General features: G+C 42.9%; 14 protein-coding genes, 2 tRNA genes and 3 rRNA genes. 13 read left to right on the forward strand and 6 right to left on the reverse strand.

Features of this window, described 5'->3' with window-relative positions; translation table 11 throughout:
• Positions 1-2: 2 nt before the first annotated feature.
• Positions 3-1,364: a hypothetical protein gene (locus FERPE_RS01250; protein WP_014450869.1), complete on the forward strand. Its 1,362-nt coding sequence runs from the start codon at positions 3-5 to the stop codon at positions 1,362-1,364.
• Positions 1,358-3,358 (forward strand): hypothetical protein, encoded by a 2,001-nt coding sequence (locus tag FERPE_RS01255; RefSeq protein ID WP_014450870.1) that lies wholly within the window; start codon positions 1,358-1,360, stop codon positions 3,356-3,358. Before FERPE_RS01250 ends, FERPE_RS01255 begins: the two co-directional genes overlap by 7 nt.
• On the opposite strand, the gene FERPE_RS01260 is transcribed toward FERPE_RS01255, so the two are convergent.
• Together FERPE_RS01260 and guaA are read right to left on the reverse strand one after the other, a co-directional pair.
• On the reverse strand, positions 3,355-4,944 hold the full coding sequence (locus FERPE_RS01260) for a PatB family C-S lyase (protein WP_014450871.1): 1,590 nt from the start codon (positions 4,942-4,944) through the stop codon (positions 3,355-3,357). The two genes, FERPE_RS01255 and FERPE_RS01260, sit on opposite strands and share 4 nt — an antisense overlap.
• 107 nt (positions 4,945-5,051) lie before the next feature.
• Entirely contained in the window at positions 5,052-6,599 is a 1,548-nt protein-coding gene (guaA, locus tag FERPE_RS01265; protein WP_014450872.1) for a glutamine-hydrolyzing GMP synthase, read from the reverse strand.
• A gap of 230 nt (positions 6,600-6,829) precedes the next feature.
• Between guaA and FERPE_RS01270 the strand changes: the two genes are divergently transcribed.
• From FERPE_RS01270 to FERPE_RS01280, 3 genes are read left to right on the forward strand one after another with little or no spacing between them, the layout of a single operon-like run.
• On the forward strand, positions 6,830-8,698 hold the full coding sequence (locus tag FERPE_RS01270; protein WP_014450873.1) for a beta-N-acetylhexosaminidase: 1,869 nt from the start codon (positions 6,830-6,832) through the stop codon (positions 8,696-8,698).
• Between the two features lie 3 nt (positions 8,699-8,701).
• Positions 8,702-10,273 carry an ABC transporter permease gene (locus tag FERPE_RS01275; RefSeq protein ID WP_052312833.1) on the forward strand — a complete coding sequence of 524 codons (1,572 nt, stop codon included), beginning with the start codon at positions 8,702-8,704 and terminating at the stop codon, positions 10,271-10,273.
• Complete coding sequence (locus FERPE_RS01280; RefSeq protein ID WP_014450875.1) at positions 10,270-11,721, forward strand: phospho-sugar mutase; 1,452 nt, start codon at positions 10,270-10,272, stop codon at positions 11,719-11,721. The genes FERPE_RS01275 and FERPE_RS01280 overlap by 4 nt, the downstream gene beginning before the upstream one ends.
• A gap of 47 nt (positions 11,722-11,768) precedes the next feature.
• On the opposite strand, the gene FERPE_RS01285 is transcribed toward FERPE_RS01280, so the two are convergent.
• Positions 11,769-12,647, reverse strand: coding sequence for a PhzF family phenazine biosynthesis protein (locus tag FERPE_RS01285; RefSeq protein ID WP_014450876.1), 879 nt, complete (start codon positions 12,645-12,647; stop codon positions 11,769-11,771).
• 147 nt (positions 12,648-12,794) lie between these two features.
• On the opposite strand from FERPE_RS01285, the gene FERPE_RS01290 reads away from it, so the two are divergent.
• The 8 genes from FERPE_RS01290 to FERPE_RS01325 all read left to right on the forward strand — a co-directional run bounded on the left by FERPE_RS01290 (position 12,795) and on the right by FERPE_RS01325 (position 21,722).
• A complete protein-coding gene (locus tag FERPE_RS01290; protein WP_014450877.1) occupies positions 12,795-13,598 on the forward strand; it encodes a metallophosphoesterase family protein in 804 nt (267 codons plus the stop codon).
• 443 nt (positions 13,599-14,041) lie between these two features.
• Positions 14,042-15,549, forward strand: a 16S ribosomal RNA gene (locus FERPE_RS01295).
• 41 nt (positions 15,550-15,590) lie between these two features.
• Positions 15,591-15,667: transfer RNA gene (locus FERPE_RS01300), tRNA-Ile, on the forward strand.
• 5 nt (positions 15,668-15,672) lie between these two features.
• Positions 15,673-15,748, forward strand: a tRNA-Ala gene (locus tag FERPE_RS01305).
• A gap of 35 nt (positions 15,749-15,783) precedes the next feature.
• Positions 15,784-18,709, forward strand: a 23S ribosomal RNA gene (locus FERPE_RS01310).
• 24 nt (positions 18,710-18,733) lie between these two features.
• Positions 18,734-18,850, forward strand: a 5S ribosomal RNA gene (gene rrf / locus FERPE_RS01315).
• Together the 16S, 23S and 5S rRNA genes with 2 tRNA genes alongside form the textbook arrangement of a ribosomal RNA operon.
• Positions 18,851-18,986: 136 nt before the next feature.
• A complete protein-coding gene (trmFO, locus tag FERPE_RS01320) occupies positions 18,987-20,288 on the forward strand; it encodes a methylenetetrahydrofolate--tRNA-(uracil(54)-C(5))-methyltransferase (FADH(2)-oxidizing) TrmFO (RefSeq protein WP_014450878.1) in 1,302 nt (433 codons plus the stop codon).
• Between the two features lie 15 nt (positions 20,289-20,303).
• Positions 20,304-21,722, forward strand: coding sequence for an MATE family efflux transporter (locus tag FERPE_RS01325; RefSeq protein ID WP_014450879.1), 1,419 nt, complete (start codon positions 20,304-20,306; stop codon positions 21,720-21,722).
• Positions 21,723-21,725: 3 nt separating this feature from the next.
• On the opposite strand, the gene pcm is transcribed toward FERPE_RS01325, so the two are convergent.
• The 3 genes from pcm to FERPE_RS10190 all read right to left on the reverse strand — a co-directional run bounded on the left by pcm (position 21,726) and on the right by FERPE_RS10190 (position 24,946).
• Positions 21,726-22,322, reverse strand: a complete 597-nt coding sequence (gene pcm, locus FERPE_RS01330) for a protein-L-isoaspartate O-methyltransferase (protein WP_014450880.1) — start codon at positions 22,320-22,322, stop codon at positions 21,726-21,728.
• A 33-nt stretch (positions 22,323-22,355) separates the two neighbouring features.
• A complete protein-coding gene (locus FERPE_RS01335) occupies positions 22,356-23,309 on the reverse strand; it encodes a calcium/sodium antiporter (protein ID WP_014450881.1) in 954 nt (317 codons plus the stop codon).
• 134 nt (positions 23,310-23,443) lie between these two features.
• A complete protein-coding gene (locus tag FERPE_RS10190; RefSeq protein ID WP_014450882.1) occupies positions 23,444-24,946 on the reverse strand; it encodes a GGDEF domain-containing protein in 1,503 nt (500 codons plus the stop codon).
• Positions 24,947-25,088 lie beyond the last annotated feature (142 nt).

Consider the following 25,088-nt stretch of genomic DNA (forward strand, 5'->3'; position numbering starts at 1 on the left):
GTATGGATATGGTTCCCAAGCTGTTTATAAGGACTATTTTGGTAATATTATTGATGAGCTGTTTCAATATGGTATTTCCAGAAAAGCCTGTTATAGATGTGTCAGTGAACGTAATTGGAAACGAGAGTATTGAAAAAATAACAAAAAGTGTTTTCTTATCTGAACTTTTGGACACAAACAAGTTTACAGTGACCCTTAGGGACAATATAATGCAACTTTTCTCGGAGATGAGCCTACAAGATCTGTTATCTACACAGAACGTGATTCTTTCCAAAAAAGAATACCCAAAAGGTTCACTGAATGTCTTAATTTATCTAAATAATTTAAGTGTGAGAAAAGAATCTGTTGAATACGTTAGAAACAACATCTCAGGTGAGTATATATACGCAAATGGTAAGTACATTCGCGTCATTCAAGGAGCACGATTTAAATTCGATGGGAAAAATTATATCCAAGATGACAATGGCATGTATGTAAGAGGAAACGACGGGAAATATTACATTGCGTTAGATTTTTATTCAAAAGTTCCACACGAGAATACTTACTACGTCCTTGAATGTAATATTTCTTACGTGCTAAGTTTGGAAGGAAGTGATGTTAAGAAAGATGCATTCGCTGTAAGTGTGGATGTGCCTTTAGTTTTGCACAAATATGATCCGTATAACAACAGACTTTTAAGAACTGAATATCCAGCTTCGGAAATTCTGAACCAGTTTGCTAAGAACGTAAGCTTTGAATTGGCAAATAGACTTCTGGGGTTGAGGAAACTGTATGGTTTTGTTGATAGTGTGAAGTTCCCACGAGCGTTGATTGATATTGGTTCGATTGATGGTGTAAAACCTGGGTTTTACTTTGGAGTCTACGATGGAGACAATTACATTGCGGAATTGAAAGTTGTTCGAACAGCTGGAGATTACAGTGAGTGCGAAGTAACATACATCAAAAGTGGAGCAAAAATAAAAGAAGGGTTTTTCGTTGCGGAAAAGAAACCAGACTTTGTTTTTCCATTAGGTATAAGCATTCTATACCTATATCATCCTGAAAGTTTTGGAAGCATTGAATTTGAACTTTCAGTAAAGACGTTGAACATACATAGAGAAGAAATCTCTGCGTTGGCTTTTGGGTTTGGTTACGATTTATCTAATTCTGAGATTGGGAGTTTCAGAGTAAGCTATTTCCAACGTATACCTTCCTTGCCTGTTTACGCACTTGCAACTCTAAAGATATTCGACAACACCTCTGGTGAGACAATCTCAGCAATTCCTATGGTGGGATTCGATATCAAATTTGGTATTTTCGCACTAAGAGCGCTTACTACCATCGATTTTTCTACTCTTGAATTAGGTGGTGGTGTTTCATGGTAAGAAGACATCCAGTTCTATGTTTGATTTTTTGTTCGGTGATGATACTTCTTTCATCCTTTTCCTTTGCGCAGAGTAAGAACGTAAAAATAAAAATAGTCTTCGATAAGAGTGTAAAACCTTTCTATGAGAATATCGATCTCAATGTTTCTTTAATGACTACCTTTGCGGACATAAAAGAGAACACTGCAAGAATTGTTCATGTGTTAGGTATATCAAAAGAGTCTACAACAAGAAAAGTAAACGAGTTTGTGCGCGATGAAAAGGGGGATTATGTCAATTTTAAAGGAAATTATTACAAGATAGCAGACAAAAGAAGATATACTTACGATGAAAAGCAAAAAAGATATGTAGTTGATAAGTACGGCAGATACGTTTACCTTCAAGAATACGCTTGGGCAAGGAAACAGGAAGATAAATACATTATTAGCGATTTTTATTCGATGAAAAGTTACGAAATGCCTGTAACAAATTACTATATCTATCTAGTCGTAACTGACATCGATATACAAACATTTTTTATCAAATCTATAACTCCTATCGTCGGAAAAGGTTCAACAATTGATAGAGCCATCGAAAACGCAAGGACAACATTTTCAACCGTGGTTAATGAATACAGTCCAGATAAGTTAGACGTCGCTGTTCTCTTTGAGAAAGGTTTTGACCCAGTTTTGCGAACGGCTTTGTTGGCAAAATTGCAAGAAGATACAAGATACAACATCTACGATAGGTTGTACATAGATGAGATTATGGAAATTGTGAGAACTTCGGACTTATTTGGAACCGAGCAGGTCGTTGTAAAGTTTCAACCACCGAGGTATTTGATTACATTTGAAAACTTGGTTAAAGACGATTATCAGTTTATCGAGGATAGGTACTATTTCTTCGAAAATCCTGTTAATGGGGCATATATTAAAAAAAGTGTCGACGGGTTGGACGTGCCTGTAAAAGTCGAGGTTGGGAGTTACTATCGTTATGATTCTAACACAAAAAGATATGTTTTTGACAAAGCGAAAGGTTCGTATGTAAGGTACTACAAAGGTCCTTGGGAGAAGGATAACTATGTCTATGAGACGAGGTTTTACGATTATATCCTCTACAAACTAACCAAGCTTAACACATTCTATTCGTTACTCATGAAAGTGTTTGATACAGAAAAAGGCACACTTGTTGGCAGCAGGTTTTTCAGTAGGCAGATAGAAACTGTGTTAAAAGAACCTGTTGACCGATTCGGAACGGAAGAAGTTGATTTCCATACAGATACGAAGATTGAGAGTTATTACTCGGTGGCAAATGAAGTTCAAGAATTTCTTCAGTTGCTTTTCCCACTCTCTACAGTTGTTTCACAAATAAGCGGTGAGAAAGCATTACTTGAAAGTGGTAAGAACATAGGTACAAAACCGGGGTATGTTTTCCAGAGTGTTGCAAATGGTTATACAACCAGTTTTATGAGACTGGAAAGAGTATTTGAAAAAAACTCAGAAGCAAGAATCTTTTACGTTGTTCCTGGAGAAAATATTGAACCACATTCTCTTGTTATCGAGACAAAGCAATATCCCAGCAACTTGGGAATAAGATTTGGATTTTTCGTAGAAAAAGAAACTTACGGAATGAAAATTGGATATATCAAAAGTGATATTTACGGAAATTACCTGTGGTCATTCACATCTTCGTTTAGCATTCCATACGACACAAGCTCAGTCGATAGGATGATGTTCCCAGTTGCTTTCGAGTTCTCAAAGTTCTTATTTGGAGAGAACATCGAACTTTTGTTGGGTACATCGTTTAACATCGTTTCGGAAAGCTCAGGAGCAAGTTATATCAGTGATTACGGCGTTCTCATTGGTCTGGCACTTTCATCGTATTTAAGAAATTCTGTGTTTTCTTACGGAGGTGCTTGTTTTTACACAGAAGTGACATACACAATCCCACTGAGTAACTTTGAATTATCACCAAACAATATGAATCTTTCCATAGGGGTAGATATGAGATTTTAAATTTCCAAAACCTTTTCCATCTTGATGTGAGGGATTCCGGCTTCGTGGAAGACATGACCAACCGGTTTGTATCCGAGTTTTTCGTAAAATTCTTTGACCTCAAGCTGGGCGTTTAAGGTTATCGGCTTGGGGTTCGTCTTTTTTATATAGCCTTCTATAGCCTCCATTATCTTCTTGCCGTAACCTAGCCCTCTGAATTCTTTAAGCACAGCAACCCTTTCAACCTTCCAATAGTCTCCAATGTCCCTAATTCGCGCAGTTGCAATATATTTGCCAAAGTGTCGAACTAAGAAATGAATGGCTTGTTCATCCCTGCCATCGAGTTCTATTTTTTCATCAATTCCTTGACCTACAATAAAAACCTCGCGTCTGATTTTTTTACATTCCTCAAACCGTTTGTCTGGTAGCGTGAAGTGCTCAATTGTTAAGAGTTTGTCATAAGCGTTCTTCATTCGCGTTAACCCTTCTTGCAAAAGCGCTTTTGGACACGCAAAATTCAGTCTGACAGACTGACTATCGCCAAATTCAGCTCCGTCGTTTAGGTAAACTCTTGCATTCTCTAAAAAGAACTTTTGAGGATTTTCGAGTCCCAACTCTGAGCAATCGAGCCACATTAGATACGTGCCTTCTGGTAAGGTGGGCTTAATAATGGGCATGTATTCTTTGATAAATTGATACGCAAAGTCTCTGTTGCCTTTCAAATAACTTTTTAGGTTGGCAACCCATTCATCACACTTATACGCTGCCTTCAGCGCTTCAATACTGAGCACGTTACCTGTTAAAAGCTCGAGGGATTCTATATAGTTCTTATAAACCTGCCTAAGTGTTTTATCGGGGATTATTCCATACGAATTTGTTAAACCTGCAATGTTAAAGGTCTTCCCTGGAGAATTCAGAACGATGATATTTTCTGTTCCAACTTTCAAAAAACTTGTAAACTCGTTTGGTTCGTAAACGATATCCGCATGTATCTCATCAGACACGATTATCAAGTTGTATTTCTTAGCAATCCTGTAGAGCTTTTCCAATTCTTCGAATGTCCAGACTCTACCAACTGGATTATGTGGATTTGAAATCACTATCATCTTTGTCCTACTGTCAATTGATTTCTCCAAATTTTCGTAGTCCATAACCCATTTACCATCTTTTAGAATCAATCTATTCTCAATGAGTTGTTTTCCGTTGTTCACTACTACCCTAAAGAATGGTGGGTAAACTGGGGGTTGAATTATTACTTTATCACCTGGAAGTGTGAAAATGTTGATTAAGAATGCAATCATCGGTACAACACCAGGACCGTTGACAATCCATTCTCTTTGGATTTCAATTTTATAAGATTTTTTGTACCATTCTACAATTGCGTTGTAATAATCGTCTGACCTGAACGTATAACCGAACACGCCATGTTCAGCTCTTTTGATTATTGCATTGATAACACGTTCTGGGCTTTTGAAATCCATATCGGCAACCCACATGGGGAGCACATCTTCACCGTATAGTTTGATTATCATATCCCATTTGAACGAGTCGGTTTTTTTCCGGTCGATAATAGTGTCAAAATTGTTGTTCTTTGCAGTTTCAGGCATTGAAAAGCCCCCTTCTCGAATTGTTTAAATTCTCATCACAAAGATTATAACAAAAAAGTGCCCCAGCAAGGAGCACTTTTCATAAATTTTTTCGTAAAAATTGAAATTTATTCCCACTCAATCGTTGCGGGTGGTTTCGATGTTATATCGTAAACAACCCTATTTACACCTTTTACTTCGTTCACTATTCTCTTTGCGACGTGGTTCAAAAATTCATGTGGCAATTTTGCCCAATCAGCTGTCATTCCATCTTCGCTTGTTACTGCCCTCAAAGCAATAACATTCTCGTAAGTTCTATAATCTCCCATAACACCAACGGTTTTGACGGGTAGCAAAACAGCGAACGCTTGCCAGACTTTGTTGTATAAATCCCACTTCTTGAGTTCTTCGATAAATATCGCATCTGCTTCCTGCAAGATGCTGACAGCCTCTTTTGTTACAGCTCCAATAATTCTGACTGCAAGTCCCGGACCTGGGAATGGATGACGATAGAGTATACTTTCGGGCAAGCCTAATTCTTTTCCAAGAGCTCTAACCTCATCTTTGAAAAGGTATCTGAGAGGTTCAATGATTTTGAAGGGTAGCTTTTCAGGCAATCCACCTACGTTGTGATGGGTTTTAATCTTCGCACCAGCTTTTCGTTCTGCTACTTTACTCTCTATCACATCTGGATAGAGTGTTCCCTGAGCCAAATATTGAATGTCTCCATGCTTTTGTTTAAGCTTCATCGCTTCTTCGTAGAAAACGTCTATAAATGTGTGTCCAATTCTTTTTCTTTTTTCCTCAGGGTCTTCGATACCTTCCAAAACTTCGAAGAACCTATCCGATGCGTCTACGTAGTGTATCCTTATTCCTAACTCTTCAAATTGTTTCACCACTTCTTGACCTTCGTTTTTTCTTAAGAGCCCAGTGTCAACAAATATAGGAATCAACTTATCTGGCACAGCTTTGTATAATAGCATGGCTACAACAGAAGAATCAACTCCTCCGGACAAGCCAAGGATAACCTTTCCATCTATCTTTTCTCTGAGCTCATTTATTATTTCTTCAGCAAGGTTTTTCATTGACCAATTTGGAGAAAGTTTCGCAACGACTGTTAAGAAATTGCGCAGTATATCTTTTCCGTACTGAGTGTGGACAACTTCCGGGTGGAATTGGACTCCGTAGTATTTATTGTCCAAGCTTCGAATAGCTGCATAAGGAGAGTTCTCACTTCTTGCTATAACTTCAAACCCGTCTGGTAGAACCTCTACCCTGTCCGAATGACTCATCCAAACGGTGAACTTACTAGGTACTCCTTCGAAGATTCCAACGTGTTTTAGAATTTCCAACTGCGCCGGTCCAAATTCTCTATGCGGAGACTTTTCCACCCTACCTCCGAGTTGATGAACAAGGGCTTGGAGTCCGTAGCAGATTCCAAGAACCGGCAGGTTGCTTTCAAAAACGTAGGAAGGTATCTTAGGTGAGTTCTCATCGTAGACGCTTGCGGGACCTCCTGAGAGGATGAAAGCGCTTGGTAATAGTTTTTGGACGCTCTCCCAGGGTTCGTCATATGGGAGTAGTTCTGCGTAAAACCCAAGTTCCCTGACACGTCTGAGTATCAGCTGGGTGTACTGTGAACCAAAATCAAGTACTACAACTGTTCTTCTCTCCATCGTCTTCCCCCCACGGTTTTCTGGTAATTTCTTATTTGCGATGTTTTACTTATACCAAAAAGCTACCATATGAGTACGTATTCTTCAAGCAAAAATATTTGAATTTTGTTTTGCAATTGTTATGAACTATTTGCGAGAAAGCTTATATAACCAACTTATGGTGGTATAATTCTTTTTGGAAAACAAAAAAAGTAGCGACGCTTTTATGCATAAAAAAGGAGAGTGTTGTTATGGATAAAGAATTGTTGCTAATTCCAAAACCAAAGCTGATGCAATGGAAGGTTGAGCAAGAATCAGGTGTAACTATTCCGAAAAGCGGGTTTATCTACACAACGAACGAAAAGATAGCTAAGTATTTGAGAGAGAAAGAAACAGTATTCAAAGAATACACGATAACGAAATCTAAAAAAGGAGATGAATTTCTTCAGTTGATAGTTAACCCTTACATTTTTCCAAAGAAAGAGGGTTATAGATTGACAATAGACAGTAACATCGTTATAACAGCTCACGATGAGGCAGGTTTGTTTTACGGTGTTCAGACGTTGAGACAAATTCTAAGACAGATTTCACACTTTGAGAATAAACTACCAAGACTGTTCATCGAAGACTTTCCGGATTATGAAAATCGAGGAATAATGATTGACATAAGCCGAGACAGGATTCCAAATCTTGAGGTTCTCAAATCCATTATCGAAAAGCTTTCGGAACTGAAGATAAATCAAGTTCAACTTTACATGGAACACACGTTTGCTTACAGAGGTCATGAGAAGGTGTGGAAAGAATACAGTGCGTTGACACATGAAGAAATCATTGAACTGGATTCTTTCTGCAAAGAGCATTTCATAGAGCTTGTTCCTAATCAGAATACATTCGGGCATTTGAGCAAATGGCTTATACACGATGAATACAAACATCTTGCGGAGGCACCAGATGGGTATGATACGCCGTGGGGAGGTCGGTACGAGTATCCCTTCTCTATCTCTCCCCTTGTTCCAAGCTCGCTAGACTTTATAAACGAACTATTAGGAGAGCTTTTGCCAAACTTTTCAAGTGAGCAGGTAAACATTGGTTGTGATGAGACATTCGATTTGGGGCAGGGAAAATCTAAAGAATTGTGCGAACAGTATGGCAAAGGCAAGGTATATTTTGACTTTTTGATGAAAATTTACAATATCGCAAAAAGATACAAAAAGGTAGTAATGTTCTGGGGAGACATTATCGAAAATCATCCTGAGTTCATCCCTCAGTTACCAAAGGATATGATTGCAATGGTATGGGGTTACGAAGCAAATCATCCGTTCAATGAAAAATGCAAACTTTATTCAGAAAGCGGGTTGTCTTTCTATGTCTGTCCTGGGACATCTACGTGGAATACTTTTATAGGGAGAGCTGATAATGCCATTGAAAATATAAAGAACGCAATTTACAATGGATACAAGCACGGAGCAATAGGAGTGTTAACAACCGATTGGGGAGATAATGGACATCCTCAACATCTACCTTTTTCATGGATTGGTTTCTCTTTAAGTGCCGCTTTAAGTTGGAACCTTGCAAGGATTGGAGTAGAGGAACTACTAAATAACATCAATCTCCACATATTTGAGACAGAAGAACCTTTAGCGGAGGCAATATACAAATTAGGTCAGTTACACAACGCTCTTCCATACACACCAAATGGGACTCCGTATTTCTATGCATTTATCTTCCCGGATGCGTTTAGCCGAAATGAGAAACTCAGAGAAATAAGCGAGGAAACTTTGGGCAAACTTAAAGGTGAGTTGCAAATAATAAAAGAAAACCTACGTTCGATGTCAGTGGAAGATAAGAAGCTTGAAAATATTGTTGAACAAGTTGTTAACGATATAGAGTTCGCTAAGTTGGGCATACAGGTGCTAAGTTTTCTCAAAAATTATGGTTCCATTGAATCCGTCCCAGATAACGAATGGAACGAATTCGATACGGAACTCGAACGTGTCTTGGAAGACTACAGGAGAATTTGGTTAAAATGGAATAGACCAGGAGGGTTAGAGCAGAGTATTTTCAAATTAACAAGAATAAGAAGGGTAAGAAACGGTGACAGACGGGGGTTGATTTTCTAAGTTATGCGAAAGATACAAAAGAGGACGAAATTGATTATTAACCATATAACAGCATCTGTTCCCCTTTTATATTTAGCAGTCGCATTGCTTATACCATTTATTTTAAGCTTTCGATTTGCCGGTGGGTTTTCTTTCGATGCACTTGTTGATAACAGTTCAAAAATAAAGTTTACGATATATCAGGCATTCCTATCTTCGGTTCTAACCGCACTTTTAGGTATCCCTGGAGCATACCTTGTTGGTAGAACGAAGATACATCCTGTGATTAAAAAAGTGTTCCGTATTATGTCGAGCATACCTTTCGTATTACCTGGGATTACAATGGCTATAGGGTTTTTTCTTGTTTTTGGCAACAGAGGATTGTATTTGCAGTTACTAAGGCTTCTTGGATTTGATGTTCGTATACTTTACACATTTACTGCAGTGCTCCTCGGTCATGTCTTTTACAACTTTCCTCTCTTTATCAGGATAGTCGGTGAAGCGTGGGAAAACATGGATGGTTATTTGATAGAGGCTGCAAAAATCGACGGTGCATCAAAATGGCAGGTATTTTCAAAAGTGGAAGTCCCTGTGCTGTTGCCTGCCATATTGAGAGCATTTTTTTTAACGTATATTTACACATTCACCAGCTTTTCGGTAGTTTTGATACTTGGTGGAATCAAATATTCAACACTTGAAGTAGCGATTTACATGTATTCAAGAATCACTTTCGATTTCAAAGCCGCCTCCACACTTATGCTCTTCCAACTTTTGTTTATCTCGATTATAGGCTTTTTTACATCAGTTAAAAGGGAGCGCTTTGAGAAGCACCACTACCGACACCTTGAGAAATTTCCACTTTGGGGTTATTTTTTCTTCGTGGTGTCCACACTCTTGATATTTGTCCCCTTAATTTATTCAGCACTTTCTGGTTTCTTGGATTATTACGGCAAATTTTCTCTGACAAATTTCAAAATGCTCTTTTCCGAAGATTTAGAGTACCTTGCTGGAACGGATTTAAAGAGTATGATTTTTTACACATTCATTATAGCGTTGTCCTCCTCGTTAATTAGTGTTGTGATTACTATGTTTGCAGGGTATTACTCATCAAAAGGGAAAAGATTGTATTACCTTGTGCTTATACCTGCAGCAATGTCGTCGGTAACGATAGCGTTTTCGTATGTTTTTATAAACATCCCAGTGTTATTGAAGCTTATTATTGTTCATTCTTTGATAAACTTACCCATAGTTTTTGGCATCATTGAAACTGGTTGGAGAAATATTCCTCAAAGTATAATAGATGCAGCAAAGGTAGACGGAGCAAGCACTATGAAGTGGGTATCAAAAATAGCGGTTCCAATGATGAGAAATTACATCTTTACAGCCTTTGTTTATTCATTTACAATCTCTGTTGGTGAAACTTCGGGAACTTTGACTCTTGCCGAACCGCCGATAACAACGTTTTCAGCTGTTGTGTTCAGATTGATGAGTTCAAGAAACACGGAAATAGCTATGGCGCTAAACACGTTTTACTTTGCATTTGTTGTTTCATTGTTCATAATAATAGAAATACTAAGAAAGGAGGAACATGCATGATACTTTTTGGAACGGGTGGTATTAGGGGTATAATGAGGGAAGGCGAGTTCGATGAAAAGACTGTAGCTGTAGCTTCAAAAGGCGTAGCAGAGTATATGAAGATGAATGGACTAAAAAGGGTTTTGATTGCATACGATACAAGGAATAACTCTGAAAAGTTCGCAAAACTTTCAGCTTCTGTCTTTTCAGGTGAAGGAATGGAAGTGTATGTATTCGGTGAACCTGTGCCAACGCCAGTTTTATCATACGGTGTGAGAAAGCTTGGCATGGATATGGGAGTTGTGATAACAGCAAGCCATAATCCTCCCGAATACAATGGCTACAAGGTTTATACCTCAAACGGTGTCCAGGCTGTTCCGGAAGTTACCGATGTCTTGACCGAATTGGTAAAGCAAGCATGGAACCAACCGATAAACGCTGTAGAAAAGTATACGGTAGTACCACGAGAGGTACTCGACGAGTATATCTCAGATGTTGCAAAAGTTGTGAACGCCGACTTGAAAGGTCTGAAAGTGGTTTACTCACCTCTCCACGGAACAGGTGCAAAATTTGTGCCAAAGCTTTTGAGGATGCTCGGAGCGGAAGTGATAGAAGTTACAGAACAAATAGAACACAATGGGAATTTCCCAACCGTAAAGACCCCAAATCCTGAAGATGATAGAGCACTTGAATTGTTGAGAAAATACATGGAAAAGCACAACGTAGACCTTGGATTAGCAACAGACCCAGATGCAGACAGAGTAGGTGTTGTTATTAAAGATGTTCGGTTAACCGGTAACCAAGTGGGGGTTTTGCTTTCTAAAATGTTAATAGACAGTTACCTCGAGTCTGGAAGAAATAAAGGGATGCTCGTAAAAACCATAGTGACGACAGACATGGTGAGACCAATGTGTGAAGAAAGTGGAATACAATTATTTGAAGTCCCAACAGGATTTAAATTCATAGGGGACTTGGTTGAAAGGCACAAAGAACTCGATTTTGTTTTCGGATTTGAAGAAAGCTGTGGATATTTAACGGGAGATTTAGCACGAGATAAAGATGCTGTTCTAGCTTGTGGGTTGGTAGCAAAAGCGGCTGTTAACTTTGATTTACTTGACAGAATGGAAGAACTGTACAAAAAATGTGGATATTACCTTGAAAAACTTATCAACTTCGAATTCAAATCCGTTAACCAAACACTTGATGTTTATGAAAAATTGAAACAAACAAAAGCCAAAGATGTTAAAGAAGTAATCGATTACTCAAGAGGGTATAACGGAGTAATTCCAAATGATACCTTGAGGTTGGAATTCGATAGCGGGCGTATCTTTGTCAGACCATCGGGAACGGAACCTAAGATGAAAGCGTACGTTATGGTGAAAGCAGATACAAAAGAGCACGCCATTTCTAATTTGGAGCAACTTGAAAACAAAATCAAAAACATTGTTAATGAGATATTGGCATGCTAAATCTGTTAGTCTTGTTAAAACGGGGGAGTTCCCCCCGTTTTCTAAAATTAAAGAGGTAAAAGTTTTCCTTCAATAACTATCTTTGCATTTCCACCAACGTAAGCTTTGTATACTCCATCTTTCAATTGCACTTTTCCAAATATGTTCGAACTTCTGCCCATCGTTTCACCTTGAATTATCTCGTATATCCTTTCCAGCTCAACGATTCCGTGTTTGAACAGATAATAAATCAGCGCACCGTTGGCTGTTCCTGTTGCAGATTCCTCGGGTATTCCGTAGAGAGGAGCAAAGTCTCTACAGTTTGCAAGGGCTCTATCTTCATCAAGAGTAAACACATGGAAGCTTACAATTTCGTTTCTTCTGCAATATTCCGAAATTCCTTCAAAATCAGGTGAAAGTGAGAAAAGTATATCCCTCGACTTTACAGGTATGAGAAGGTCCCAGAGACCTGTGCTAACAATCTTCGGTTTCAAGTTGTACATCCTATCCCCTATATCTTCCTCGCTTATTCCGAGTAAGTTTGCAATTTTCGAAATCTCGTCGACGTCTAGTTCATCGCCTAAAGACGGAGTTGCTTGCTCCATCATCACTATCCCTTCTTCTATAGAAATATCGATAATACCAGCTCGAGTGTGTGCTTTGTATATACATCCTTGCTTAACTAATCCTAAGTATTCCAATACTTTGAAAGATGCGATGGTTGCATGACCACATAAATCAACTTCTGCAACTGTTGTAAAATACCGGATGGCAAATTCTTTATCATTCTTGGCTTTTACAAAAGCCGTTTCCGAAAATCTGACTTCTTTAGCGATATTTTGCATTACGTCCTCACTGAGACTGTCGTTCGGTCCTAGAATAACAACCCCTGCAGGATTCCCCAAGAAAGGAACTTCTGCAAATGCATCTACTACAAAAAACTTCATATCCTCCCTCCTTTCGTGCGCTTTGTTCAATTTATATTCTACCATCAATAAGCAGGAACTAAATTAATATTCCTTAAAACTTTGCATGGTATAATCAAAAAAGACAGGAATGTGCCTTTACACCTCATCAAAGAAGGAGGTTTTCATATGAAAAAAATAGCGTTTATATCTGACATCCATTCAAATCTGGAGGCTTTGAATGCTGTTTTAGAGGACATCGGAAAAAGGAACGTAGATGAGATATATTGTGTTGGGGACCTTGTTGGCTACGGTCCAAATCCGAACGAGGTTGTTGAAATTATAAGAGAGCGCAAAATTCCTACCGTAATGGGTAACTATGACGATGCAATTGGCTACGAAAAAGACAGCTGTGGTTGTGCTTACAATCCAGGTAGGGAAACAGAAGTTGGGGATGAATCAATTAGTTGGACGATAAGAAATACAACGAAGGAAAACAAAGAGTTTCTCAAATCACTTCCACACAGGTTGTCTATTGAAGCCGAAGGTTTGAAGATTTTACTGGTTCATGGTAGCCCTGTTAACTACTTACTTGAGTATGTTAAACCTTCCACATCAGCAGAAAGACTAAAATTACTGCTCAAAAATGTTGAAGAAGACATAATAATTAACGGTCATACGCACCTTATGATGGCACGTCATCTTTTCGGTAAAACTATCCTGAACCCAGGTAGTGTAGGTAGAACGAAAGATGGGGTTCCAGGAGCTACATATCTCATATTATACGTTGACAACGGCGTTTACTGGTACGAGTTTGTGAGGGTTACATACGATATAAAGACAACCGTGGAAAAGATAGTAAAGGCAGGACTTCCAATCGAACTTGGAACGGTCTTGGCACTTGGCCAAACGTTTGACATGGGGGAAGCGAAAAATACAAAAACGCAAGAAGAAAAACAAGTGAAAAAAGATAAGCCTCTCTTCAATATTTGAAAATAATTCTTCGCAGTTCTCATAAGGATGCTTAAACCACTTGATAAATCAAGGGGTTTAAGCATGTTCAAAACGCCTGAAGAATAGGCATATGTTCGTATTGTGTAACACAGATTAGAGCAAATCCGTTACTGTAATGGACTTTACAGTTAACACAAGGCATAGTAAAATGGCAATCGCCGTCCACAAGAAGGACGAAGCAGACAAAGCAAAAAAAGACCAGTTGACAAACCAAAAGAAGTGTGGTAAATTAAAGAGCGCGTTAAGAACGCTTAAGGAAAATTAAGCGAAAGAATTTCGGGTCTTGACAAAAGTGAAAGCGTGTGGTAAATTAACAAAGCGCGACGGAAAGCCGACTCGATGAAGGAAAGAAAGAGTCCGGTCATTGAAATACGAATAGCAGCCACCGAAAAAACAAGAGCAGGGTTGAACCTGGACAAGTTAGCTTGGAGGGTTTGATCCTGGCTCAGGGTGAACGCTGGCGGCGTGCCTAACACATGCAAGTCGAGCGGTGCAGCTGGAGGCTTTTGCTGAAGGCTGCATAGCGGCGGACGGGTGCGTAACGCGTAGGAACGTGCCCCCTGGAGGCGGATAGCCGCGGGAAACTGCGGGTAAACCGCCATAGACTCGGGAGAGTAAAGGCCGGAAGGCGCCAGGGGAGCGGCCTGCGTCCCATCAGGTAGTTGGTAGGGTAACGGCCTACCAAGCCGACGACGGGTAGCCGGTCTGAGAGGATGGCCGGCCACAAGGGCACTGAGACACGGGCCCTACTCCTACGGGAGGCAGCAGTGGGGGATATTGGACAATGGGCGAAAGCCTGATCCAGCGACGCCGCGTGGAGGATGAAGCCCTTCGGGGTGTAAACTCCTTTTGTCGGGGAAAAAGTTCTGATGGTACCCGACGAATAAGCCCCGGCTAACTACGTGCCAGCAGCCGCGGTAATACGTAGGGGGCGAGCGTTACCCGGAATCACTGGGCGTAAAGGGTGCGTAGGCGGCCGCGTGTGTCTGGCGTAAAATTCCACGGCTCAACCGTGGGTATGCGCTGGAAACTACGTGGCTTGGGTGCGGCAGAGGCAGACGGAACTGCTGGTGTAGGGGTGAAATCCGTAGATATCAGCAGGAACGCCGGTGGAGAAGTCGGTCTGCTGGGCCGTAACCGACGCTGAGGCACGAAAGCTAGGGGAGCGAACCGGATTAGATACCCGGGTAGTCCTAGCCGTAAACGATGCTCACTAGGTGTGGGGGCGGAAGCCTCCGTGCTGAAGCTAACGCGATAAGTGAGCCGCCTGGGGAGTACGCCCGCAAGGGTGAAACTCAAAGGAATTGACGGGGGCCCGCACAAGCGGTGGAGCGTGTGGTTTAATTGGAAGCTAAGCCAAGAACCTTACCAGGGCTTGACATGCTGGTGGTACCGAGCCGAAAGGTGAGGGACCCTACCTTTGGGTAGGGAGCCAGCACAGGTGGTGCACGGTCGTCGTCAGCTCGTGCCGTGAGGTGTTGGGTTAAGTCCCGCAACGAGCGCAACCCCTGCCCTTAGTTGCCAGCGGTTCGGCCGGGCACTCTAAGGGGACTGCCGGCGACGAGCCGGAGGAAGGAGGGGATGACGTCAGATACTCGTGCCCCTTATGTCCTGGGCGACACACGCGCTACAATGGGGTGGACAGCGGGAAGCGAGGCAGCGATGCTGAGCAAATCCCTGAAACCACCCCCCAGTTCAGATTGTGGGCTGAAACCCGCCCACATGAAGCCGGAATCGCTAGTAATCGCGGATCAGCCATGCCGCGGTGAATACGTTCCCGGGCCTTGTACACACCGCCCGTCAAGCCACCCGAGTCGCGGGCACCCGAAGACGGTGACCCTTAGGGGCGCCGTTGAGGGTGAACGTGGTGAGGGGGGCTAAGTCGTAACAAGGTAGGTGTACCGGAAGGTGCGCCTGGATCACCTCCTTTCTAAGGAGAGGGTGGTGGCTGCTATTCGGATTTGAGTGACTGGGCTCGTAGCTCAGATGGTCAGAGCGCACGCCTGATAAGCGTGAGGTCGGAGGTTCGATTCCTCCCGAGCCCACCATGGGTGGGGACATAGCTCAGCTGGGAGAGCACCTGCTTTGCAAGCAGGGGGTCAGGGGTTCGAATCCCCTTGTCTCCACCAATGGGGAGAGGGTCATTGAAAAGTGCATAGGGTAAGGTGAAGGTACTAAGGGCACGCAGTGGATGCCTAGGCGGCAGGAGGCGAGGAAGGGCGTGGCAAGCTGCGAAAAGCCTGGGGGAGCCGCAAGCGGGCGTTGATCCCAGGATTCCCGAATGGGGCAACCTGCACGGGGGAAACCCCGTGCGCCCGAGAGGGCGCGAGACCCGGGGAAGTGAAACATCTCAGTACCCGGAGGAAAAGAAATCAAACGAGATTCCCTGAGTAGAGGCGATCGAAAGGGGAGGAGCCTAAACCAGCCGAAAGGCTGGGGTCGTGGGACACAGCTAGGCTGAGACCGCTCTGAGGCGTTGTGTAGCCGAACAGTCTGGGAAGGCTGGCCGTAGAGGGTGACAGCCCCGTAGGCGAAACGCAACGCGTAGGAGTGGCTGTGATCCCGAGTAGCGCGGGACTCGAGGAATCCCGCGTGAATCAGGGGGGACCACCCTCCAAGGCTAAATACTACCTGCCGACCGATAGCGCAACCAGTACCGTGAGGGAAAGGTGAAAAGCACCCCGGAAGGGGAGTGAAAGAGACCTGAAACTGCGTGCCTACAAGAAGTCGGAGCCCGAGAGGGTGACGATGTGCCTTTTGATTAATGAGCCTGGGAGTTACCGTACCTGGCGAGGTTAAGCCGGTAGAGGCGGAGCCGAAGCGAAAGCGAGTCCGAAGAGGGCGCGAGTCAGGTGCGGTAGACCCGAAGCCGGGTGAGCTACCCATGGGCAGGATGAAGGTGGGGTAAAACCCACTGGAGGTCCGAACCGGTGGATCGTGAAAAATCCTCGGATGACCTGTGGGTAGGAGTGAAAAGCTAACCGAACCCGGTGATAGCTGGTTCTCCCCGAAATGCATTGAGGTGCAGCCTCGGCAGTTCTGTGGTGGAGGTAGAGCACTGATAGGGCTAGTGGGGTTACCTGCGAACCCTGTCAAACTCCGAATGCCACCACACTAATGCCGGGAGTGAGCCCGTGGGGGATAAGCTCCACGGACGAGAGGGGAACAACCCAGACCGTCGGCTAAGGGCCCGGAGAGGTGGCTAAGTGTGAAGAGGAAGGAAGTGGTGCGTCCTAGACAACCGGGATGTTGGCTTAGAAGCAGCCATCATTTAAAGAGTGCGTAACAGCTCACCGGTCGAGACGCACTGCGCCGAAAATGTGCGGGGCTGAAGCCACCCCCCGAAGCCACGGAACCAGCGGAAGCTGGTTGGTAGGGGAGCGTTCCGCGGTAGGGAGAAGGTAGACCCGAGAGGGCTACTGGACGAGGCGGAAGTGAGAATCCAGGCATGAGTATACGAGAGGATGGTGAGAATCCATCCCCCCGAAAGCCTAAGGGTACCTGGGGAAGGTTCGTCCGCCCAGGGTGAGTCGGGACCTAAGGGAAACCCGAAAGGGGTACCCGATGGGAAACCGGTTAATATTCCGGTACCACCTACGTATCGATACTGTAGGCGGGGACGCAGGAGGCTAAGCTCCGGGGATAAGTGGCAAATCCCTCCAAGCGGTTAGGCGAAGAGGGCTGTAGGTAAGTCCGCAGCCTGAGCTGAGCCGTGAAGGGGAGAGCCCGAGAGGGCTCAACGGAGCTGACGCCACACTGCCGAGAAAAGCCGCGTGCAGTGATACGTGGGTGCCCGTTCCGCAAACCGACACAGGTAGGCGGGCTGAGAAAGCTAAGGGGAGCGGGATAACCCTTGCCAAGGAACTCGGCAAATTGGCCCCGTAACTTCGGGAGAAGGGGTGCTACGGTAGGCTGAACCCAGGGGAAGCCGCGAGGCGGAAACTGGGGGAGGCCGAGGTAGCCGCAGTGACAAGGCCCTGGCGACTGTTTACCAAAAACACAGGTCTCTGCCAACTCGATGAGAGGAAGTATAGGGACTGACGCCTGCCCGGTGCCGGAAGGTTAAGGGGAGGGGTGCAAGCTCCGAACCGAAGCCCCGGTAAACGGCGGCCGTAACTATAACGGTCCTAAGGTAGCGAAATTCCTTGTCGGGTAAGTTCCGACCTGCATGAATGGCGTAACGACTGGGGCACTGTCTCGGCAGGGGACCCGGTGAAATTTCAGTCTGGGTGAAGATGCCCAGTACCCGCAGCTAGACGGAAAGACCCCGTGGAGCTTTACTGTAGCCTGGTATTGTGCTCTGCTGCGGCGTGTACAGGATAGGTGGGAGGCTGAGAAGCGGGCTCGCCAGGGTCCGTGGAGCCGTCGGTGGGATACCACCCTCGTCGTAGCGGAGTTCTAACCTACGCGTGTGGAGAGCACGCGAGGGACAGTGCCAGGTGGGCAGTTTGACTGGGGCGGTCGCCTCCTAAAGGGTAACGGAGGCGCGCGAAGCTCGGCTCAGGTGGGTTGGAAATCCACCGTTAGAGTGCAAGGGCAAAAGCCGGGCTGACTGCGAGACCGACGGGTCGAGCAGAGGGGAAACCCGGTCCTAGTGACCCGGCGACACCGAGTGGAAGGGTCGTCGATCAACGGACAAAAGTTACCCCGGGGATAACAGGCTAGTCTAGCCCGAGAGTTCACATCGACGGCTAGGCTCGGCACCTCGATGTCGGCTCATCCCATCCTGGGGCTGAAGCAGGTCCCAAGGGTTAGGCTGTTCGCCTATTAAAGGGGTACGTGAGCTGGGTTCAGACCGTCGTGAGACAGGTCGGTCCCTATCTGCTGCGGGCGCAGGAGGCTTGAGGAGGGTCGCCCTTTGTACGAGAGGACCAGGGTGAGGGAGCCTCTGGTGTACCAGCTGTCCTGCCAAGGGCATACGCTGGGTAGCCACGCTCCTGAGCGATAACCGCTGAAAGCATCTAAGCGGGAAGCGCGCTCCAAGATGAGGCCTCCAAGGCCGGTCCGAGAAGAGGACCTAGATAGGCCGGTGGTGGGAGCACCGAGAGGTGTGGAGCCAACCGGTACTAATAGGCCGAATCCTTCACCTTAACCCTATGCACTTTTGAATGACCCTGGGTGCCGATACTGCGGTGGGAAACACCCAGTCCCATTCCGAACCTGGCCGTTAAGCCACCGCGGGCCGATGGTAGTAAGGGGGCGACCCCTTGCGAGAGTAGGTAGTGCCCAGGATTCCTAATACCCCCAAAAAAGCCTCTGCGATAAGCAGAGGCTTTTTTATTTTTTATTGATATGGTAAAATTACACAAGCGGAAATGGTGGAGAAAACTTTGAAAATAAAAGGATTGAAAAATTGAGGTGGTTGGTATGAACAAACAGTTTGTTCTAAACGAGGTCCATATTGTAGGAGCAGGTTTGGCAGGTAGTGAAGCAGCTTGGCAACTTGTGAAAAGAGGGCATAAGGTAATTATTCACGAGATGAAAAAAATAAAGAAATCCCCAGTGCACAAAAGTGATTACTTTGCCGAGCTAGTATGTAGTAATTCTTTGAAGTCGTTGGATTTGAAGAACGCAGAGGGACTTTTAAAAGAGGAGATGAAACTTTTTGGTAGTATTATTTTAGATTGCGCCATGGAGAATAGAGTACCGGCCGGAAAAGCGCTGGCTGTTGATAGGGAGAAATTTTCAAAGTGTGTAACTGAAAGATTGTTGTCATCTGGACTTGTTGAAGTGATAGATGAAGAAGTGACAAAACCAGGAGAAAATGGCATTTGGGTTATTGCTACGGGTCCCACGACGGATGGAGCTCTAGCAGAATGGCTCAAAGAGGTAAGCGGAGGATTATTTAATTTTTTCGATGCTGTTGCTCCGATAATAAGTGCAGATAGCATAAACATGGATATTTGCTACGTAGCAGATAGATACGGCGTAGGTTCGGGGGATTACATAAATTGCCCAATGAATAAGGAACAATACGAGGCTTTTTGGGAAGCCTTAGTTAATGCGGAAGTTGTCGAGATGGAAGATTTTGACAGAAAGTTGCTTTTCGAAAGATGTCAACCTATAGAAGAAATAGCACGCAGTGGAAAGGATGCTATGAGATACGGTCCGTTGAGACCTGTTGGACTTCCTGACCCAAAGACGGGAAAAGAACCTTACGCTGTTGTTCAATTGAGAAAAGAAAATGTTGAAGGTACTATGTACAACCTTGTTGGATTTCAAACACGATTGAAATGGGGAGAGCAACTGAGAGTTATAAGGATGATTCCGGGACTGGAAAATGCGGAAATTCTGAGATATGGTGTTATGCACAGGAACAGTTACATAGATTCACCAAGAGTACTGGACAAATTCTTGAGATTGAAAAGACAGCCAAATATATTCTTTGCAGGACAGATAACGGGTGTTGAGGGATACATAGAATCTGCAATGACAGGTCTATACGTGGGTCTCAATGTTGCAAGGCTACTGGAAGGCAAAGAGATGGTGGAATTTCCGAAAAAAACCATGTGTGGTGCACTGATAGATTATATTACGAGTGCTGAAGAACTGAAACCTATGTACGCTAACTTTGGCTTGCTTGGTGCAGGTAAGAACCGTGAAAAAGCAGCTGAACGTGCACTAAGTGAGATGAAGTCGTTTGCAGAAAGTTTAGAATATAACGAGTGATAGGGGGAAGCTGTAGTGGAAAATACACCAAGAAACTCAAATACAAAAGTAAACAAAAATATTGAGCTACTCTTGGGAGATTACAAAAAAGCCATTATAAAGTTGTCTATACCAAACATGATAGCTATGCTCATTCAAACGCTTTACAATCTCGTAGATGCCGTATGGGTTGCTGGCCTTGGTCCTTCCTCGTTGGCTGGAATGGGTTTATTTTTCCCTATATATATGATAGTGATATCGATTGCTACTGGAATAACAGTTGGGACTAGTTCTGCAATTGCCAGGAGAATAGGTGCAAAAGATTTCGAAGGTGCAAATTCTGTGGCGGAACACTCTATAATCCTTGCTACCATCGTAGGCTTTTTGACTACTGCCGTTGGGATTTTATCACTTGGTTTTGTTTTGAAATTCACAGGTGCTTCAGGGACTGCGATGCAAAAGGCGAAAGATTATGGTTCTATAATCTTTCTATCATCGATATTTATGATGTTCAACAACTCAGCTATCGGTATTCTCCGTGGAGAAGGCGATTCAAAGCGACCAATGTATATAGTTCTTTTTAGCTCAGTATTGAACATGGTTCTTGACCCTATTTTTATATATACTTTCAACTTTGGCATCGAAGGAGCAGCATGGGCAACTAATATCTCCATCTTCGTGGCAAGTGGTATGCTTTTGTACCTTCTGATTTTTTCTAGGAAAACTTTTTTGAACGTAACTTTCAAAAACTTTTCTTTGGATAGAAAAATCCTCTATGACATCTCCATAGTTGGTTTTCCAACAGCACTTGCTCAAATTACGATGTCTGTGGCAATATATTTTCTTAATTTTTTTGCAGCAAAAGCGGCTGGAGATTTGGGAGTAGCAACGTTCACAGGAGCTTGGCGCATAATAAACTTAGGAACGTTGACGATTATTGGAGTTTCTTCGGCCGTAACAACGGTAACCGGAGCAGCGTATGGGGCGAAAGATATCAAGAAGCTTGAAGGTGCTCTGAATTATGCAATAAAATTCGCTGAGTATTTTGCCATTGGCACGATGCTGGGAATTTTCTTTTTCTCAAAGCCACTTGCGCTTATGTTTTCGTATACAAAATCTTCTTCATTACTTTTAGAGAATGTTTCGCAAGCGCTTAAGATATTGTGTCTGTTCCTTCCAGGGACACCATTTGGAATGTTAACATCAGGAATGTTCCAGGGGATTGGACATGGATACAAAAGTTTAGTAACAACGATATTGAGAACAATCGTATTCCAAGTTTTCTGGACGTGGCTTTTTGTTGATGGTTTTAGGATGGGGTTAACCGGTGTGTGGTTGGGGATAGTTATTGGAAATACCACGGCTTCTATAATCACATACACGTGGGGCAGACTCACAATAAAAAAACTATACCTTGCGTATGCTCAGCATACTCACGCTGTCAGTGAAGATTGAAGCTTACACCATCGGTACAAACCTAACATGTCCTAATGATTCTTCGGTAATTTTTTGACCGTATTTTTTTATTCTCTTCAGAACCTGGATATATTCGTTCCCGACAGGAATTAATAAAATCCCACCTTCGCGAAGTTGTTCAATCAGTGCGGGTGGGATTTCTTTTGCGTAACACGTGGCAACGATTTTGTCATAAGGAGCAAACTGTGGTAATCCAAGCTTCCCATCACTGAGAAACATTTTGATGTTTTCTATTCCTAATTGTTCAATAACTTTCTTCGCTCTTTCGTACAAAGGTTCGACGACTTCAACAGTGTAAATTTCCCCCGAAGGTCCAACGAGTTGTGACATTACAGCAGCGTTGTACCCACTTCCAGTTCCAATTTCGAGTACTTTGTCTCCTTCTTGTAAATCCAAATATTCGCACATTAATCCAACCATATGTGGTGCTGATATCGTTTGACCGTAACCTATTGGAAGAGGTGTGTCAATGTATGCACTATCTTGATACTCTGCAGGAACAAAGAGTTTTCTGTCTACTTTATTCATAGCATCTATAACTCTCTTTGATACGCCGTAATACTCAAGATGCTCGTACAAGTACGCCACCTTCTTGGGAATATATCGAAAATCTTATCCTCTGATTATCAAGTAAGCGGTGTATCCTACATATGTTGCGACCATGAGAGCTCCTTCGATTTTGTTTATTTTCAAATCCCTTGAGAAGAGTATTAAGAAAACGGTTATAATAAGAAGTAATGCTATGTCTACATTTAACGCCGTTGGATAATACACAGGATTAAGAACGGCAGAAATACCCAGTATGAAGAAGATGTTGAATATATTCGAACCAATAACATTTCCCAGTGCTATTTCGCTATTACCTTTTACGGCGGCAACTAACGACGTAGCAAGCTCAGGTATAGATGTCCCGGCAGCAACGATTGTCAAACCTATCATTTTGTCCGAAACTCCAAGAGCCCTTGCTATCTGCGTTGCACTGCTCACGATCCATCGTCCACCGATTACAAGCCCTGCTAAACCACCAACTACGTAAAGCACAGCGAGCCAGGTGCTAATATTTTTTAGTCTTTCCATTTCCATCTCTTCAAACATTTCCCTATCCTTTTTCGCCATTTCGAATACATAAGCAGCAAATATGGCAAAGAAAGATAAAAGCACAATGCCATCGCCACGCGTTATTATCGAAGGAAGGTTATTTCCCTTGTTTCCAAGGGCAAGAACTGACACGGCAGCTAGGAAGCTTAGAGGAATCTCTTTCTTGAGCGTCGAGTATTTAACACTTATCGGTCTTATCATAGCTGAGAGCCCTGCAACTACGAGTATGTTGAATATGTTACTACCGACTATATTACCAAGTGCAATGTCTGAATTTTTCTTGATTGAAGAAACAATGTTTACGACCAATTCCGGAGCCGATGTTCCAAAAGACACTATCGTGAGACCGATGACAAGGTCTGAGACCCTAAGCTTTTTTGCAATAGCAGAAGCACCCTCAACAACTTTATCAGCACCTATACTTACAAAAGTAAGTCCTAAGATAAGTAATAGAAAGCTCAACAACACTAATGTCACCTCCATTAAGTCTACATTGAATAATAAATCGCGGATATCATCCGCGATGGTTCAGTAGTTTTTCAATGTTCATTAAAAAATTATACCACTTATCTTCCGTTTGGAAATACTGGTTCTTGGGTGCTTTAGAAGAGCACTGTTGTTCTGTTTTTGCCATTGGCTTTTGAAATATATAGCGCTTCATCTGCTCTTTTCAAAAAGCTTTCAATTGTATCGTTTCCTTTTAATTGAGTAACTCCCAGACTTATTGTAACTTTGTATTGGGTTTCTTTAAACTTTTCTTCGACCTTTGTGCGAATTCTTTCTGCTATTAAATGCGCCGCATCAATATCTGCCTCAGGGAGGAGTATCAAAATCTCTTCGCCACCCATTCTTATTGGAAAATCACTCGCTCGAACGTTTTTCAATATCACTTCAGCTATTCCTTTCAAAACTTCGTCACCCACGTTGTGCCCGAACGTATCGTTTATTTTTTTGAAATTGTCCGCATCAATAGAAATGGCAGACAGTGGTATTCTATCGGCCTTACTGGAGACGTATAAGCGTTCGATTTGACTGTTAAAAACGTATCTTGTGAGTAATCCGGTGAGAACGTCTTTTTCCAGTAGTTGACGAATTTGCTCATTTAGTGACCTCAGGCTTTGGTTTTTTGTTTCCAATTCCTTGAGGTAAAGATTAATTTGTTCACGCTGGTGCAAGTAATTTTTAATTGCTTTAGCAAGACTACCGATTTCGTCGCCTCGGTATATGTACTTTTCAACTGTATCAGGTGTGTGGTTGTCAATAGCGTATATTATGTCGCTGAAAGGTGCCAGCGCTAACTTTTTGAGCTGTAGGTAGAATATGGAGAGTATAGAGATAAGAAGGATAATAGACAAAATTACCAAAATTACAACGTAGATAAGGTACTTAGTGAGTAGTGTGAAATTTTTTGAAAAGACCAAATACCCAGAGTTTTTATTACTTTGGTCCGTAAGCGGGTATGAGTAGACCAACTTGGTCAATGAGGAATTACCAGGATTAGTAGAATAAGAGACTGATGCCCCGGTTAATTCTTCTAATTTGACAAAATCTGTAACTGTCCAATATTTCCCTACCAAGATGACGCTGGGGGTTTCAACCTCCCACAGTTTCAAGATTTTTGGAGATGGGTAAAGAACAAAAAGCTCTACTGGAAAGGATGAATTTGGAATATCCAAAAAGAAATGAGTTTTTCCCGTAAGCTGTTTGAGTGAAAGCTGATTTAAAAGATTCTCAATTCTGGTTGAGTATCGTTCATTCAGATGGTGAACTTCCAAAAGACCACTGTTTTCATAAATTGCGAGAAAGTCTATATTAAGCGCCTTTAGGTTTGATATCAGGCTTTCTTTGAAAAAAACGTACTCCTCTTCAGATAATGGAAGTCTATCAAATAGACTTTTCAAATTATCAAATGTCCGTTGGAGCTCTTTTGTCTTTTGGGAAAACTGGAATTCTAAAGCTTTCGAAACGTTTAGAGAGAACTCTTTGAACTGAACATCAAAGGCGCTTTTTAGGTTTTTTAATAGCAGAATACCTAGGACAAATGTGAAGATGACGAATATGATAGATGATAGAATGACGAGTTTCCTAAGTTTTTGTGCTATCATATAGCTTTAAAATCCCCCTTGAGATACACACTCTTAAGAAAATCATGTCTGTTCACATCTTTGCAAATGTATTATACCATAAGCTTTATGAAAGTTTACAGCAATTTTTTAAAACTACCAGAAACGATATGGGTAAATTCCT

The sequence above is a fragment of the Fervidobacterium pennivorans DSM 9078 genome (assembly GCF_000235405.2).
GTDB classification, from domain to species: Bacteria; Thermotogota; Thermotogae; order Thermotogales; family Fervidobacteriaceae; genus Fervidobacterium; species Fervidobacterium pennivorans.